We start from the raw sequence: 15,914 nt of genomic DNA, 5'->3' as shown, positions 1-15,914 counted from the left end.
CTAGGCTGCGGGCAACTCGTCCGGAACAGGCCCGGCCTTAGGGCGCTGGCCGCTCCACCTGAGCCTCCGCCAGATACACGCCGAACAGACCTTCGGGATCGGTCCATGCCGCCACCGGCGTCCATCCGCCCGACCGCAGCAGTATCCGCGCATCCCGCGCGCCATATTTATGCGAGTTCTCGGTATGGATCGTCTCACCGGCGATCATCTCGAACGACCGCCCGTCGACGGTGAACGCGACGTCGCGTGTCGCCTCGAGGTGCATCTCGATCCGAGCGCGATCGTCGTTCCACACGGCTTTGTGTCGGAACGCGTCGACCGGGATGTCGCCGTCCAGTTCGCGGTTGATCCGCTCGAGCAAATTCAGGTTGAACGCCGCCGTCACGCCCTGCGCATCGTCATACGCCGGCACCAGCACGTCCTCGCTTTTGATCCGGTCCATCCCGATCAGCAGCATTGCCCCCACGCCGAGCGACGACCGCATCGCGCGCAGCAGATCCACCGCCATCAGCGGGATCATGTTGCCGATCGTCGAGCCCGGAAAGAACCCGAGCTTGGGCGTATCCGCGATCGTCTTTGGCAAGCTCAACGGCCGCATAAAGTCCGCCTCGAACGGCAGCACCAGCAGATCCGGAAACTGATTGCCCAGCACCTTCGACGACTCACGCAGGAAATCACCCGAGATATCGATAGGCACGTATACCGACGGTGCAACGGCATTGAGCAGGATAGGCGTCTTGGTCGACGACCCTGAGCCGAACTCAACGACCGCACGACCTTCGCCCGCAAGCGTCGCCACTTCGGGACACGCCGTTTCCAGGATCGAACGCTCGGTCCGCGTCGGATAATATTCAGGTAGATCGGTGATCTTCTCGAACAACTCCGAGCCGCGCCGGTCGTAGAACCACCGTGCCGGGATCGCCCGCGGCCGCCGCGCGAGCCCGTCCAGCACGTCCGCACGGAATTGCGGGTCGGCGAGCGTCTGCTGGCCGTCCTCGATCTCAGGCTTCAACATCAGATATCTTTCGCGAGACGCACGCCGGTGAACTGCCACCGTTGATGCGGATAGAAGAAATTGCGGTAGCTCGCACGTGCATGGCCGCGCGGCGTCGCACAGCTGCCACCGCGCAGAATGAACTGCGAGCTCATGAACTTGCCGTTATACTCGCCGACCGCGCCCGCCGCGGTCACGAAGCCGGGATACGGACGGTACGCGCTGCCGGTCCACTCCCATACGTCGCCGAAGAACGCCGGGCCATTCGCCGCAGGCCGAGGCTCAACCGGTCCCGCGACATCCATCTGGTTGCCGCCGCCCGCATCATGCGACGCCGCCGCCGCCTCCCATTCGAACTCGGTCGGCAACCGTGCACCGGCCCAGCTCGCATACGCATCCGCCTCGAAGAAGCTGACATGCGTCACCGGTGCCGCGGGGTCGATCGCGCGTCGGCCATCGAGACCGAACCGCGTCCACCCCGCCTCGCCCTGCTCCCAATAGAGCGGCGCGACGATGCCCTCGGCCTTCACCCACGCCCAGCCATCCGCCAGCCAATGCCGCGCTTCGGTGTAACCACCGTCGGCAATGAACGCGGCCCATTCGCCGTTCGTCACCGTCCGGTCCGCGATCGCATGCGGCACCAGCAAGGCGGCGTGACGCGGTCCCTCGCAATCGAACGCGAACCCGTCGCCGTCATGTCCGACCTCGACGATCCCGCTCTCGCGCGCGATCCAGCCGATCGGCCCCGGCATCTCGACCGGAACTTTCCGCGGCGCCGGCCACATCGCGGGCTCCAACGGGTTTTCGGAAAACATGTGGAGGATGTCGGTCACCAGCAATTCCTGGTGCTGCTCCTCGTGATGACACCCAAGCGCGACCAGCGTCTGCGCATCCTCCGACAACCCAGGCAGCGCATCGAGTAGCGCGGCATCGACATGCGCGCGGTACGCCCGCACCTCGTCGAGCGACGGCCGCGTCACCATCCCGCGCCGGTCGCGCGCATGGCGCCGCCCCTCGGCCTCGTAATAGCTGTTGAACAGAAACGGGAAACGCTCGTCGTGAAGCGCATAACCATCGACATGATCGCGCAATACGAAGGTCTCGAAAAACCACGTCGTATGCGCCAGATGCCACTTGGTCGGCGATGCGTCGTCCATCGACTGCACCGTCGCGTCCGCATCCGACAGCGGCTCGGCGAGCGCCAGCGACAGCGCGCGTACGGTCTGGAAGCGCTCGCTCAGATCCGACGAAGGAGCGGGGGTGAGATCGGGACGAACAGGCTGCGGCATCGGTTATCCTTCAATGCGTCGCCCAGTACCGCAACGCGCGAACGCCGGTCACGCCTGCGCGCGCGTAGCCCCCGGTCGCCATAGAACGTCACCGGCCCCGTTTTGGTTCACTGCACGCGACGCCACGAACAGGAAATCCGATAGCCGGTTAACATACGCTAATGCCGCCGGATTCAGCGGCATATCGTGCGTCGCCGCGACCGCGGATCGCTCCGCCCGCCGCGAAATCGCGCGCGCCAGATGCAGCGCGGCGGCCTGCGGCGATCCGCCCGGCAGGATGAAGCTCCGCAACGGCGCGAGGTGCGCGTTCATCGCATCGATCTCGCGCTCGAGTCGCTCGACCTGCGCCGGCACGATCCGCAACACCATCTCCGACGGAGCGAATCCGTCATCGGTTGCAGGCGTCGCGAGGTCCGCACCAAGATCGAACAGGTCGTTCTGGATTCGCTCCAGCGCAGCGGCGAGCGGATCGTCGCCAAGCGCCACCACCGCCACGCCGATCGCGGAGTTCGCCTCGTCGACATCGCCGATCGCCTGCATCAGCGCGCTGGCCTTCGACACCCGCGAGCCGTCGACCAGCCCCGTCGTGCCGTCGTCACCCGTTCGCGTGTAGATCTTGTTGAGCTTGACCATCGGTCGATTCCTTCTGTCCGACCATGCAGTGCCACAAGTCCGTCACCCCAGCGAAAGCTGGGGTATCCCTCGTCGCTCGCGACATCCACCTGACATCGAGATCCCAGCTTGCGCTGGAATGACGGTAACTAGGAAAGCGCGTTAGACCCTAGTTCCGCCCCGCCGCGAACAGGATCACGACGACGATCAGGATCGCCAGCGCCTGGAAGAAGATCCGCTGCTGCATCATCCGATTCGATTTCAGCGACGCCGCGCTCGGGCCGTTGCCGTCGCGGACCTGCGCCGTGCCCTCCTGCAGGAACGACACGACGCCCCGCACCAGAGCCACGACGGTCGCGATCATCGCCGCGATCAGGAGGATGACGAGGAATGTGTTCATGAAGGGAATGTAAGCGCACCGGCTGTCGCTAGCAATGGCTGGAACAGTGTTGCGGATCCCCCCGTGATGCGCGCAAATGCTACATGTTATACTTGACGCTGAAAGCTCTGATCTCGGGCATTCTTATCGCCGCCGCGTCGGAGATCGCCAAGCGCTATCCCGGCTTCGGCGCGCTCGTGGCGTCGCTGCCGCTGGTGTCGGTGCTCGGCATGATCTGGCTCTGGCACGACAAGCCCGACCCGCGAACGATGGCCGCGCACGCCGGCGCGACCTTCTGGTACGTGCTGCCGTCGCTGCCGATGTTCCTGCTGATCCCCGCGCTGCTGCGACATGGTGCGCCGTTCTGGGTGTCGCTGGTAGCGGGGTGCGTGCTGACGATAGCGCTGTATGCGGCGATGACGTGGGCCGCGCCGAGGTTGGGGATCGAGCTGTAGCGCGCCCATACAAGCAAAAACACCACCCCGGCGAAGGCCGGGGCCCAATTGGGAAAGCCAAGGTAACGAAGCGATAAGCGTCATCATCACCGTCCCCCAATTGGGCCCCGGCCTTCGCCGGGGTGGTGGCACTAAGGCGCGCACCACCGTCCCCTTTGTTTCCCCGCGAAGGCGGGGACCCAGTCTGGGCTCCCGCCTTCGCGGGAGAACAAGGAAGTGCAGACTGCGACCTTTTACGACGGCACCGCCGCTGAAAGTTGCGAGCATCAATTGATCCCAGCGCTTACCGCTGGAACCCGATCATCCCCCACCCCGCACCCGAGCCGCCAGCACCACCCCATCCTCCCCCGCCGCCCGCATCTCCGCCAGCGACAAAGCCCCATCCCGCTTCGCCAAACGCCGCCCCGCCGCATCCACCACCAGTGGATGATGATGATAGCGCGGCACCGCCAACCCCAGCAAAGCCTGCAGCACCCGGTGCACATCCGTCGCCGCAAACAGGTCCACCCCGCGCACCACGTCCGTCACGCCCTGCGCAGCATCATCCAACGTCACCGCCAGATGGTAGCTAGCCGGCGCATCCTTCCGCGCCAGCACGACATCCCCCTGCGCCAGCGGATCGGCAACAACCGTCCCGGCAATCGCGTCATGCCACGAAAGCACGCCGGCAATCGCCACAGCCTTCGCCATGTCGAGCCGCCAGCAATGCGCCACATCCTCCCGCGCAGCGACCTCCTCCGCGCTCAGACCGCGACAAATCCCCGGATAGACCGGCCCGACATCCCCCTGCGGCGCCGACGCGCTCGCCGCGATCTCCGCCCGCGTACAGAAACAGGGGTAAACCAGCCCGCGCGCCTTCAAAGCCTCCAGCGCAACATCATACGTAGCCAGCCGCTCCGACTGGAACACCAACGAGTCCCACCGCAACCCAAGCCACCCCAGGTCCTCCAAAATCCCCGCGACGAATTCAGGCCGACTCCGCGTCCCATCGATGTCCTCGATCCGCAGCAGGAACCGCCCGCCCCGCTCCCGCGCATAGTCGTGCGCGCGGATCGCCGACACCGCATGGCCCAGGTGCAACCGCCCCGTCGGGCTCGGCGCGAACCGCGTTACGACCGGTCCGTCGCTCAGCATGCTTGACCGACCGCCACGCGGCGTGCTGTCATGGCGGTGTCATCGCTGTCGTCCATAGGGCGCTCTGCGAAGCCTGAGTGGGAGGAGCCGTGTTTCACCCCGATCTGATGCGTCATCCGGATGGTTGTCCGGCGCTCGTGCTCAATGCCGATTACACGCCGCTTTCCTACTATCCGCTCAGCGTCTGGCCGTGGCAAACCGCGGTCAAGGCTGTCTTTCTCGACCGTGTCGACATCGTCGCCACCTACGAACGCGAAGTCCGCAGCGCCAATTTCGCGCTGAAGCTGCCCTCGGTGATCGCGCTCAAGCAGTTCGTTCGACCGTCGCAATTTCCCGCCTTCACCCGCTTCAACCTGTTCCTGCGCGACAAGTTCACCTGCCAATATTGCGGCAAGCTGCGCGATCTCACCTTCGACCATGTCGTCCCCCGCGCGCAAGGCGGTCGTACCACGTGGGAGAACGTCGTCACCGCCTGCTCGCCCTGCAACCTCAAGAAAGGCGGGCGCACGCCCAAACAGGCGGCGATGCCGCTGCATATCGAGGCGATCCGCCCGACCAACTGGCACTTGCAAGAACACGGCCGCAGCTTCCCACCCAACTACCTGCACGACACATGGCACGACTGGCTCTATTGGGACACCGAGCTCGAGGCCTGACGGCGTCGAAACGACGGGAGATTTTATGCAGGTAAAGCTGGTAGCGGCACTCGCCGCGACGGGAATTCTGGTGTCCGCGTGCGGCGACAAGGACGAGCAGCGCGCGCAGGCCGACGCCAACGCAGTCGGCTTCGTGCCGCCCTCGGTGACGTCGCGGCTCGATTTCGGCGCCAGCATGGAACGCCGCTTCCGCACGCTCGACCGCAACGGCGACGATCGGGTCACCAAGGACGAACTCCCCTCGCCCAACACGCGCATCAAGGCATTCGACCGCAACAAGGACGGCGTCATTACCGCGATCGAGTGGAGCGAAGGCACGCTCGCCTGGTTCGACAGGATGGACCTGAACCACGACGGCACGGTGACGTCGGAAGAGCGTGCGGAGTCGCGCAAACGCTGATCTGTGCAATAATCTGTCGCCCAAAGCACTAAACAAGCGGCTATTTAAGCGTGTCGCGCGGTGTTCGTTGTTGACCTGATCCCTGCCGCAGCGCAGCAGGGAATCATGGCAAGCCTCCCCGCAATCGCGAACAATTCCGACATCCGCTTCCTTGGCAAACTGCTCGGCGACGTCATCCGCGCCTATGGCGGCGAGCGCCTGTTCGAAGCCACCGAGACGATCCGAAAAGCGTCGGTCGAGCGCCACCGCGATGCCTCCGAAGGCAAGCCCGGCGACGACCGCGCGGTCGATCTCAGCCTCGAAAAGCTCAGCCTCGACGAGACGCTCGACTTCGTCCGCGGCTTCATGCTCTTCTCGATGCTCGCCAATCTCGCCGAGGACCGCCAGGGCATCGCCGCGGAAGACGGCGCCGACCTCGCCTCCGCGATCGCACAACTCGAATCCGAAGGCATCGACCGAGCCCAGATCCGCAGGCTGCTCGACCACGCGCTGATCGCCCCCGTGCTCACCGCGCACCCGACCGAAGTGCGCCGCAAAAGCATGATCGACCACCGCAACCGCATCGCCGAGCTGATGGGCCTGCGCGATCTCGGCCGCGACACCACGCCGGATGGCGACAGCGTCGACGACGCGATCCTCCGCCAGATCGCTTTGCTCTGGCAAACCCGCGTCCTGCGCCGCGACCGCCTCTACGTCACCGACGAGGTCGACACCGCGCTCAGCTATCTCCGCGACGTGTTCCTCCCCGCCTTGCCCGCGCTCTACCAGCGCTGGGACCGCGCGCTCGGCGAACGCACGCCCAGTTTCCTGCGCCCCGGCAGCTGGATCGGCGGCGACCGCGACGGCAACCCTTATGTCACCGCCGACTCGCTCAAGACCGCGCTGTCTAAGGCGAGCGAGGCCGTGCTCGGCTATTATTGCGACGCGGTGCACGCACTCGGCGCCGAGCTCTCGATCTCGACCGAGCACGCCCCCGCCGATGCCGCGGTGCAGGCGCTCGCAGACGCCAGCGGCGACGACGCGGCCAGCCGCAGCGACGAGCCCTATCGTCGCGCGCTCTCCGGCATCTACGCCCGCCTGTCCGCGACGCACGATGCGCTCACCGGCAAGCACGCCCCCCGCCCCGGTCGCCTCGCCGGCGAGCCCTATGCCAACCCCGCCGACTTCCGCGCCGACCTCGTCACGCTCGCGCACGGCCTGGGCATCGCGCTGAAGACCGGCGGCGCGCTCGGCCGGCTGATCCGCGCAGTCGAGACGTTTGGCTTCCACCTCGCCACCTTGGATCTCCGCCAGAACAGCGCCGTCCACGAACGCGTCGTCGCCGAACTGCTCAAGGTCGCTGGAGTAGAAGACGATTACCTCGCGCTAGACGAAGACGCCCGCGTCGCGCTGCTCCGCCGCGAACTCGCCAACGCCCGCCCGCTTACCTCGCGCTTCGCCGAATATTCTGAGGAAACTGCCGGCGAACTCGCGATCGTCCAGGCCGCCGCCGACGCGCACGCCGCGTACGGCCCGGCGTGCATCACCAACTACATCGTCTCGATGGCGCAGTCGGTCAGCGACCTGCTCGAAGTGAACCTGCTCCTCAAGGAAGTCGGCCTCTACCGCCCAGGCGAAACCCCCACGGCAGCGATCATGGCCGTCCCGCTGTTCGAGACGATCGGCGATCTCGAAGCCGCCCCCGCCGTCATGACCGCCTGGTTCGCACTCCCCGAGATCGCGACGATCTCCACGGCGCGCGGCCATCAGGAAGTGATGATCGGCTATTCGGACAGCAACAAGGACGGCGGGTATCTCACCTCCACCTGGCAGCTCTCGAAAGCCTCGACCGCGCTCAAACCCGTCTTCGCCGCGGCGGGCGTCGGCATGCAGCTGTTCCACGGTCGCGGCGGCGCAGTCGGGCGCGGCGGCGGTTCGGCGTTCCGCGCGATCCGCGCGCAGCCCTCGGGCACCGTCCAGGGCCGCATCCGCATAACCGAGCAAGGCGAAGTCATCGCCGCCAAATACGGCACGCGAGACGCCGCGATGACCAATCTCGAAGCGATCGCCTCCGCCACGTTGCTCGCGAGCCTCGAACCCGAACGCCTCTCCAACGCAGACAACGCTAGCTTCTCCGCCGCAATGGACACGCTCAGCGACACTGCGTTCCACAGTTACCGCGACCTCGTCTACGGTACGGAGGGCTTCCGCACCTTCTTCCGCCAGATGACGCCGATCGCCGAGATCGCCGGCCTCAAGATCGGCAGCCGCCCCGCCAGCCGCACCAAGTCCGACCGCATCGAGGACCTCCGCGCGATCCCCTGGGTGTTCAGCTGGGCGCAGGCGCGCGTCATGCTCCCCGGCTGGTACGGCGTCGGCCGCGCGATCGCCGATTTCGAGGACAAGGCGCTGTTGAAGGACATGGCGCAAGGCTGGCCGCTCTTCGCCTCCGCGCTGGCGAACCTCGAGATGGTGCTCGCCAAGTCCGACATCGGTATCGCCGAACGCTATGCCGGGCTGGTCGAGGACGACAAGCTCCGCGAAATCTTCACCACGATCCGCGACGGCTGGCACCAGACCCACGACGGGCTTTTGCAAGTCACCGGCCAGTCGCGCCTCTTGGAAAAGCACCCCGCGCTAGACGCCTCGATCCGCCTCCGCCTGCCGTATATCGAGCCGCTCAACCTTCTCCAGATCGAACTGATCAAACGCCGCCGCGCCGGCGAGGACGACCCGCGGATAGGCGAAGGCATCCTCCTCTCCATCAACGCCATCGCCACCGCCCTGCGAAACAGCGGCTAAAAACTCCCTCGCCCCTACGGGGAGAGGGAAGGGGCCCGCCGCGCTTGCGGTGGGAAGGGAGAGGGGCGTGAGGCTCGGGACGCCAATTCCCAACGCCCCTCACCCTTCCGCTCCTGCGTCGCTCCCTCCCTCTCCCCGAAGGGGAGAGGGACTAGGAATAAAACGGCGCAGCGACATCCTCGCGCACCCGCATCAGCCGCCCGGTCGCCTGATCCAGCAAAGCCCAGGTCGTAACCGCCTCCAGCTTCACCCGCCCATCATCCCCGACAAACCGCACATGCCGATCGAACCGAGCCCCCTTAGGCGCCCCCTCGACCCAGGTCTCGCCAACGACCGTCTCCCCCGAGACAACACTCCCACGGTAATCGATCTCATGCCGAGTCACGACCCACACATACGCCAGCTTATGCTCGGCCGGCGCCACAGCCTCCCAATGCGCAGTCGCGATGGCCTGGATCCACTGCACCCAGACCGCATTGTTCACATGCCCAAGCTCGTCGATATCCGCGTCCTGCGCCGTGATCGAGAGCGTGAACCGGCTCACCCCGCGACGCCCAGCTGCCACAGCACGAACGCGTGCTCCTCCGCACCCTCACGCAGCGATTCGAACCGCCCCGACTTGCCGCCATGCCCCGCACCCATGTTCGTCTTGAGCAGCAACACATTGTCGTCGGTCTTCATCAACCGCAGCTTCGCCGCCCACTTCGCCGGCTCCCAATAGGTCACGCGCGGATCGTTGAGCCCACCGGAAATGAACATCGGCGGATAGTACTGCGCCTTGACGTTGTCGTACGGCGAATACGACCGGATCAGCTCGAACGCAGCCTCGTCCTCGATCGGGTTCCCCCACTCCGGCCACTCGCCCGGCGTCAGCGGCAAGCTCTCGTCGAGCATCGTGTTCAGCACGTCTACGAACGGCACGTCCGCGATCACCGCGCCCCACAGCTCGGGATCGGAATTGACCACCGCGCCCATCAGCTCGCCGCCCGCGGACCGCCCGGCAATCGCGATCTTCCTCGCCGACGTCCACTGCGCGTCGACCAGCGCCTTCGCCACATCGACGAAATCGTTGAACGTGTTCGCGCGCTTCTCGAGCTTGCCATCGAGATACCATTGCTGGCCAAGATCGTCGCCGCCGCGGATATGCGCGATCGCATAGGCAAACCCGCGATCGAGCAGGCTCATGCGGCCCGTCGAGAAGCCCGGCGGAATCGCATAACCGTACGCGCCATACGCATAGAGGAACAAAGGCGCCGACCCATCGCGAACGAACCCCGCCGGATACACGATCGAAACCGGAATTTCGGTCCCGTCCCGAGCAGTGATCTTCAGCCGCTCGGTCGCGTATTTCGCCGCGTCATAGCCGCTCGGGATTTCCTGTACCTTGAGCATCGTCCGCTCGCCGGTATCGACGTCATAATCATACACCGTCCCAGGCGTGACCATCGACTCATACCCAAGCCGCAACACCGTCATGTCGTATTCGGGATTATCCCCCAGCCCAGCGACATAGCTCGCCTCGGGGAAGTCGATCCGCTTGCCCTCGGTCGGCGTCTCGTACCGATGGATCGCGATCTGATCGAGACCGTCCTCGCGCCCATCGACGACGAAGAAGTCCTGATAGCACTCGACACCGGTCATGTAGAAATGCGGCGAGGCCGGAATCAGCTCGCTCCACGCATCCGGCTCCTCGACCAGCGCGGTGCAAAGCCGGAAATTCGGATCGACGTCGTTGGTATGGATGAACAGCGTCCCGTCATGCTCGTCCACATCATATTCGCGGCCCACCTTCCGCGCCGAAACGAGGATCGGCACCGCCAAAGGCTCGTGCGCAGGCAGCAGATACAGCTCGCTCGTCACATGGTCGCTCGTCGCGATCACGATCCACTTGCGCGAACTCGTCTCGCCGACGCCGACGCGAAAGCCCTCGTCTTCCTCATGGAACAGCACGACGTCCTCGGAGATCGGCGTCCCCAACCGGTGGAACCGCGCATTGTCCGTCCGCCACTGTTCGTTCGCCAGCCCGTACAGGAAGCCCGCGTCGTCCGCGGTCCAGACGATCTCGCTTAGCATCCCCGGGATCACGTCGGGCAGATGCTCGCCGGTATCCAGGTCCTTGACCCGAACCTCGAACCGCTCGCTCCCGTTATCGTCGATCGCATAGGCGAGATAGCGCCCGTCATTGCTGACCGAGAACGCCCCGAGCCGGAAATACTCGTGCCCCTCCGCCAGCGCCGGCTCGTCGAGCAACAGCTCGTCGTCACCGCCGGCGACAGGTTTCCGCCACCATTTCTTGTACTGCCCGCCGGTCTCGTACGCGGTCCAGTAGAGCCAGTCGCCATCCTTCTGCGGCACCGAGGATTCGTCCTCCTTGATGCGCGCCTTCATCTCTTCGTAGATCGTGTCGGTAAGCGCTTCGTGCGGCGCCATCTGCGCTTCGAAATACACATTCTCGGCAGCGAGATACGCGAGCACGTCGGCGTCATCGACCTCCGGATAGTTCGGGTCCTTCAGCCACGCATACGGATCCTCGATCGTCACGCCATGCGTGGTGAAGCTGTGCGGCCGCTGTTCGGCGATGGGGGGCGTGGTCATGCCGATGTGTTAGCCGCGCCGGGTGTGGATGCCAAACCCTGCGGCGTTGGGGAGCGATCGATAAAGACCGCCCACCACTCCCACCCCCAATGTTTCCCCGCGAAGGCGGGGACCTAGTCTGGGCTCCCGCCTTCGCGGGAGAACAAGGAGGCACGCGGTTCGATCTTAAACCCACCGCCACTCCCCGCGCTGTCCCCCGCAACGCGTTTCTGGCAGAACCCCCGCATCACCCGACCTCGACCGACGAGAGACCCACACAATGCCGACCCACACCGACCGCCTAACCGCTCTCCGCACCCAACTCGCGAGCACCAACCTCGACGGCTTCGTCATCCCGCTCACCGACGAGCATATGAGCGAATATGTCGGCGGTTACGCGCAGCGCCTCGGTTGGCTTACCGGGTTCGGCGGATCTGCGGGCACCGCGGTCGTGCTGGCCGACCGTGCGGCGATCTTTACCGATGGGCGCTACACGATCCAGGTCCGTGAGCAGGTCGATGGTGCGCAGTGGGACTATGAGCCCGTGCCGCAGACCAGCCCCGCCGCGTGGCTTGGCAAATACGCTCCCGAAGGCGGTCGGATCGGTTACGACCCGTGGCTGCACACCGGGACCTGGGTCGCCGACGCCACTACCGCCCTTGCAGACCGGCGCGCGACGCTGATCGCGGTCGAGATCAACCCGATCGATGCGATCTGGACCGATCGTCCAGCCCCCTCGCCTGCAAAACTGACGGTCCAGCCGGACGAGTTCACCGGTGCATCGTCCGCCGAAAAGCGCGCGAAGATCGCCGACTGGCTGTCCGAGCAGAATGCCGACGCGGTGGTCCTCACCGCACTCGATTCAATCGCATGGGCGCTCAACGTCCGTGGCGGCGACGTCGACCATACGCCCGTCGCGCTATCCTATGCGATCGTAGGCTCTGACGGCACGACCGACCTGTTCGTCGCACTCGACAAGCTTGACGATACGGTTCGCCAGCATCTGGGCAACGCGGTCCGCCTTCATGACCGCACCGCGTTCGCCGCTGCGCTGGGCACTTATGCCGGCAAGCACGTCGCCGCCGATCCCGAGCGCGCGGTCGCCGCGATCACGCAGGCGCTTCAGGCGAGCGGCGCTAAGGTCCTGCCGCTGCGCGATCCCGTCGTTCTTGCCAAGGCTATCAAGAACCCGGTCGAGATAAGCGGCCACCGTGCCGCATCCGCCCGCGACGGCGCCGCACTCGCGCGCTTCCTGCGCTGGGTCGAAAGCGAATGCGTGAGGGGGGGGCAAACCGAACTCAGCGCCGCCGCCAAGCTGCTCGCCTTCCGCGAACAGACCGGCGTCCTGAAGGACACCTCGTTCGACACGATCTCCGCCACCGGCCCGCACGGTGCGATCCCGCACTACCACGTCACCGAGGAGTCGAGCGCGCCGATCGAACCCGGCCAGCTCTACCTGATCGACTCCGGCGGCCAATATGCGGACGGCACCACCGACGTGACGCGCGTGATGCCGATCGGCGAACCGACCGAAGAGATGCGCGACCGCTTCACCCGCGTCCTGAAGGGGCATATCGGCATCGCCACGGCGGTCTTCCCCGACGGGACGATGGGTGGCCAGATCGACGCATTCGCGCGCCGTCCGCTCTGGGAAGCCGGCCTCGATTTCGCGCACGGCACTGGCCACGGCATCGGCGCGTATCTCGCGGTGCACGAGGGGCCGCAGCGGATTGCCTCGCCCAATTATCCCGGCGGCGCGGCGATGGAGCCCCTGCGCGCCGGCATGATGCTGTCGAACGAGCCCGGCTATTACAAGGCGGGCGAATACGGCATCCGCATCGAGAATCTGATCCTGATCGAGCCGCGCACAATCCCCGGCGCCGACCGCGAAATGCTGGGCTTCGAGACGCTCACCTTCTGCCCGATCGAGCGCACGCTGATCGAGCCGACGCTGCTGACCGCTGAAGAGCGCCAATGGGTCGACGACTATCACGCGCAGGTGCTGGCGGTCCTGACGCCGGAAATGACCGACGTGGAGGATCGTGCCTGGCTCACCGCCAAATGCGCGCCACTGTCTTAAGGGCGGTCAGCTAGAGGAATCATCCTTGGGCGCAGGCGCAGCCCCGACGGCGCGCGCCTGCGCCTTCCTGCGCCGTAGGTTCTCGCGCAGCGCGGCGGCCATGCGCTCGGCCTTCTCCGCCGCCTTTCGATCCCGATCATCCATAAATATGCCCTACATTGCGGTGCGGTGCCTTGACAATCATCCCGCCCTCGTCTCTTAGCCCCACTCCGCCGGCAGCGATGCCAGCGAGTGCTGCCGTAGCTCAGTGGTAGAGCGCATCCTTGGTAAGGCTGAGGTCGTGAGTTCAATCCTCACCGGCAGCACCATTTTCTTCCCGTATGTCACCGTGATGACCATTCCCTGCGGGGACACCGACCTTGGTCGGGGTCGGCAAAGCTCGCGCGCTGGCGACGCGACGATCGCCTGATCTCAAGCTGCAGCGACAGGCACCGGTGCATCCTCGCGCAGCAGGTTCAGATGGCATAACTCTAGCCAGAAATCGTCGGGGATGACTTCGTGGTAAAGGTCGAGGGTCTCGGCGACCCGCTGCGCGCTTCCGAGTCCGGGAATGACGCTCGCGACGCGTGGGTGGGCAAGGCAGAAGCGCAACGCCGCGGCGGGCAAGCGAACCGCATGCCGATCCGCGACCGCCTCGATCGCGCGGACTTTCGCAATCACGCCGTCGGGTGCGGCGGCATAGTCGTGATGGAGCGGACCGCCCGCCTTCGTGCCGGTCGCGAGTATGCCGCTGTTGTACGGCCCGCCGATCACGATCGACGTTCCCGCTTCCGCGCACGCCGGGAAAAGCGCGTCCAGCGCATCCTGCTCCAGCAACGTGTATCGTCCGGCCAGCAAAATCACATCGATCGGCATCTCGCGCATCACATCGAGGCATATAGCGATCTCGTTGACGCCCACGCCGAAGCCCGAGATTAGCCCTTCCGTCCGCAAGCGATCGAGCGCCCGCAAGCCGCCGCCAGCGGTCAGTTGTTCCCAATAGCGCGCCGCAGCTTCGCCGTGGGTCCGTTGGCCGATGTCGTGGACATAGAGCAGGTCGATCCTTGCGAGGCCCAAGCGCTGGAGACTGTGGTCGTGGCTGCGTAGGATGCCGTCGTGGCTATAGTCATGGTGCATGCGGAACGGCATCGGCGATCGGAACCCGTCGCGTTCGCAGTCGTCACCGATGCTCGCGTCCGGCATCATCAACCTACCAACCTTGGTCGACACGGTGACGTCGCGCTGCTGTCGCAATCCGTCGCCAAGCCGCCGCTCGGACAGGCCTCGACCATAATGCGGCGCGGTATCAAAATAGCGCAGACCTGCCTCCAGCCCCGCGGCAATGGCGGCCTGTGCGTCGGCGTCGGATACCGGATCGTACAAATTACCGAGCGTTGCCGAACCAAACCCGAGTTCGGCCACGGACAGCCCGGTACCGCCGACGGGACGAGAAGCGATGCACATGTTCGGGGAGATCGGCACTTCCTCTCGCGCTCCGGATCGATCGAAACCATGCCTCTCGAAGCATGGCCAGGCTAGATCGAGATGATCGCCTTCATCACGCTGTCCGCTTCGGCGATCAAGGCTGGAACGCGCCGTGGTGCGTCCTCCAGCGTCAACGCGTGGGTCTGCAGGACCGAAGTCGGGATCGACCCGTCGCGGATGCTCGCGATGACGTGGTCGAAGTCGCTCGACAGCGCGTTCCGGCTGGCGAGCAACGTCGTCTCGCGCTTGTGGAATTCCGGATCGGAAAAGACCAGATCGTCCTTGCACAGTCCGACCAGAACATAGGTGCCGCCGTGCGCCACGTGCATCAGGCCGCCGCGCATCGCGTGGATGTTGCCGGTGGCGTCGAACACGACATCGAACATGTCGCCACCGGTCATTGCGCGGAGAGCCTCGGGCGCGCCGTCGTCGGCGACCACGATGGTCTCGAAACCCAGTTGGTCACGAACGAACGCCAGCCGGGTTGCGCGCGTATCGAGGAAAGTGACCGACGCGACGCCCATGATCCGGGCGAACAGCGCGGTGGCGACACCGATCGGGCCTGCCCCCGTGACCAATATCCGCGCATCGGGTGTGGGCTTGGCGCGCTGTACCGCATGCGCGCCGATCGCCAGGAACTCGACCATCGCTGCCTGGTCCAGCGACAATCCCTGCGCATCGACGACCGATGCCTCGGGAACGGCGAGCCATTCGCACATGCCGCCATCGGTATGGACGCCGAGCACCGCGATGTTGACGCAGCAATTCGGTCGGTTGCGGCGGCAGGCGATGCAGTGACCGCAGGCCCCGTACGGATTGACCGTGACGATCTGTCCGGGCGTGAAGCAGGAGCCGGTCGGTGCTTCGACGACTTCGCCCGCCAGCTCGTGGCCGATCAGGCGCGGATAGGACAGATAAGGCTGCGTCCCGGCATAGATGTGATAGTCCGTTCCGCAGAGCCCGGCACGGCGCATCCTGATCAGGACGTCGCCCTCCCTACGATGGGGCATCGGCCGGTCGGCGACGATGAGCGATCCCGGTGCGGCGCAAACCAGCGATTTCATGACGGTCTTCCTCGGCGTGGCGATGGTCTGTC

General features: G+C 65.6%; 15 protein-coding genes and 1 tRNA gene. 7 read left to right on the top strand and 9 right to left on the bottom strand.

The window, feature by feature from the left end:
- Positions 1–37: 37 nt before the first annotated feature.
- The 4 genes from egtD to C8J25_RS12110 all read right to left on the bottom strand — a co-directional run bounded on the left by egtD (position 38) and on the right by C8J25_RS12110 (position 3,295).
- Entirely contained in the window at positions 38–1,015 is a 978-nt protein-coding gene (gene egtD / locus C8J25_RS12125; RefSeq protein WP_107954665.1) for an L-histidine N(alpha)-methyltransferase, read from the bottom strand.
- The gene (egtB, locus tag C8J25_RS12120; protein ID WP_107954664.1) at positions 1,015–2,283 is read right to left on the bottom strand and encodes an ergothioneine biosynthesis protein EgtB; all 1,269 of its coding nucleotides are present in this window, start codon (positions 2,281–2,283) and stop codon (positions 1,015–1,017) included. Before egtB ends, egtD begins: the two co-directional genes overlap by 1 nt.
- A gap of 48 nt (positions 2,284–2,331) precedes the next feature.
- On the bottom strand, positions 2,332–2,916 hold the full coding sequence (locus C8J25_RS12115) for a cob(I)yrinic acid a,c-diamide adenosyltransferase (RefSeq protein ID WP_107954663.1): 585 nt from the start codon (positions 2,914–2,916) through the stop codon (positions 2,332–2,334).
- Positions 2,917–3,064: 148 nt separating this feature from the next.
- A complete protein-coding gene (locus tag C8J25_RS12110; RefSeq protein WP_056052241.1) occupies positions 3,065–3,295 on the bottom strand; it encodes a twin transmembrane helix small protein in 231 nt (76 codons plus the stop codon).
- A gap of 83 nt (positions 3,296–3,378) precedes the next feature.
- Here C8J25_RS12110 and C8J25_RS12105 point away from each other — a divergent pair, with 83 nt between their 5' ends.
- On the top strand, positions 3,379–3,729 hold the full coding sequence (locus C8J25_RS12105) for a DUF3147 family protein (RefSeq protein ID WP_107954662.1): 351 nt from the start codon (positions 3,379–3,381) through the stop codon (positions 3,727–3,729).
- A 300-nt stretch (positions 3,730–4,029) separates the two neighbouring features.
- On the opposite strand, the gene gluQRS is transcribed toward C8J25_RS12105, so the two are convergent.
- Positions 4,030–4,863 carry a tRNA glutamyl-Q(34) synthetase GluQRS gene (gene gluQRS / locus C8J25_RS12100; protein WP_107954661.1) on the bottom strand — a complete coding sequence of 278 codons (834 nt, stop codon included), beginning with the start codon at positions 4,861–4,863 and terminating at the stop codon, positions 4,030–4,032.
- An 89-nt stretch (positions 4,864–4,952) separates the two neighbouring features.
- On the opposite strand from gluQRS, the gene C8J25_RS12095 reads away from it, so the two are divergent.
- The 3 genes from C8J25_RS12095 (at position 4,953) to ppc (ending at position 8,700) form a co-directional block, all read left to right on the top strand.
- Positions 4,953–5,519: an HNH endonuclease gene (locus C8J25_RS12095; RefSeq protein ID WP_107954803.1), complete on the top strand. Its 567-nt coding sequence runs from the start codon at positions 4,953–4,955 to the stop codon at positions 5,517–5,519.
- 25 nt (positions 5,520–5,544) lie between these two features.
- Entirely contained in the window at positions 5,545–5,919 is a 375-nt protein-coding gene (locus tag C8J25_RS12090; protein WP_107954660.1) for an EF-hand domain-containing protein, read from the top strand.
- Between the two features lie 105 nt (positions 5,920–6,024).
- Complete coding sequence (gene ppc, locus C8J25_RS12085; protein ID WP_107954802.1) at positions 6,025–8,700, top strand: phosphoenolpyruvate carboxylase; 2,676 nt, start codon at positions 6,025–6,027, stop codon at positions 8,698–8,700.
- Between the two features lie 151 nt (positions 8,701–8,851).
- Here ppc and C8J25_RS12080 read toward each other — a convergent pair whose 3' ends face one another.
- Positions 8,852–9,244, bottom strand: coding sequence for an acyl-CoA thioesterase (locus tag C8J25_RS12080; RefSeq protein WP_107954659.1), 393 nt, complete (start codon positions 9,242–9,244; stop codon positions 8,852–8,854).
- Positions 9,241–11,295 (bottom strand): S9 family peptidase, encoded by a 2,055-nt coding sequence (locus C8J25_RS12075; RefSeq protein WP_107954658.1) that lies wholly within the window; start codon positions 11,293–11,295, stop codon positions 9,241–9,243. The genes C8J25_RS12080 and C8J25_RS12075 overlap by 4 nt, the downstream gene beginning before the upstream one ends.
- 259 nt (positions 11,296–11,554) lie before the next feature.
- Between C8J25_RS12075 and C8J25_RS12070 the strand changes: the two genes are divergently transcribed.
- The 3 genes from C8J25_RS12070 to C8J25_RS21305 all read left to right on the top strand — a co-directional run bounded on the left by C8J25_RS12070 (position 11,555) and on the right by C8J25_RS21305 (position 13,763).
- Entirely contained in the window at positions 11,555–13,354 is a 1,800-nt protein-coding gene (locus C8J25_RS12070) for an aminopeptidase P family protein (RefSeq protein ID WP_107954657.1), read from the top strand.
- 233 nt (positions 13,355–13,587) lie between these two features.
- Positions 13,588–13,662 (top strand) — tRNA-Thr (locus C8J25_RS12065).
- Positions 13,635–13,763, top strand: a complete 129-nt coding sequence (locus C8J25_RS21305; protein WP_279628758.1) for a hypothetical protein — start codon at positions 13,635–13,637, stop codon at positions 13,761–13,763. Before C8J25_RS12065 ends, C8J25_RS21305 begins: the two co-directional genes overlap by 28 nt.
- Positions 13,764–13,765: 2 nt before the next feature.
- Here C8J25_RS21305 and C8J25_RS12060 read toward each other — a convergent pair whose 3' ends face one another.
- Both C8J25_RS12060 and C8J25_RS12055 read right to left on the bottom strand, forming a co-directional pair.
- Complete coding sequence (locus C8J25_RS12060; protein ID WP_107954656.1) at positions 13,766–14,797, bottom strand: aldo/keto reductase; 1,032 nt, start codon at positions 14,795–14,797, stop codon at positions 13,766–13,768.
- 71 nt (positions 14,798–14,868) lie between these two features.
- The gene (locus C8J25_RS12055) at positions 14,869–15,882 is read right to left on the bottom strand and encodes a zinc-binding alcohol dehydrogenase family protein (RefSeq protein WP_107954655.1); all 1,014 of its coding nucleotides are present in this window, start codon (positions 15,880–15,882) and stop codon (positions 14,869–14,871) included.
- Between the last annotated feature and the right edge of the window lie 32 nt (positions 15,883–15,914).

Origin of the sequence: Sphingomonas faeni (assembly GCF_003053745.1) — a bacterium.
GTDB lineage: Bacteria > Pseudomonadota > Alphaproteobacteria > Sphingomonadales > Sphingomonadaceae > Sphingomonas > Sphingomonas faeni.
The sequence above is the reverse complement of the archived record's forward strand: the minus strand, read 5'-3'. Positions and strand labels throughout refer to the sequence as shown.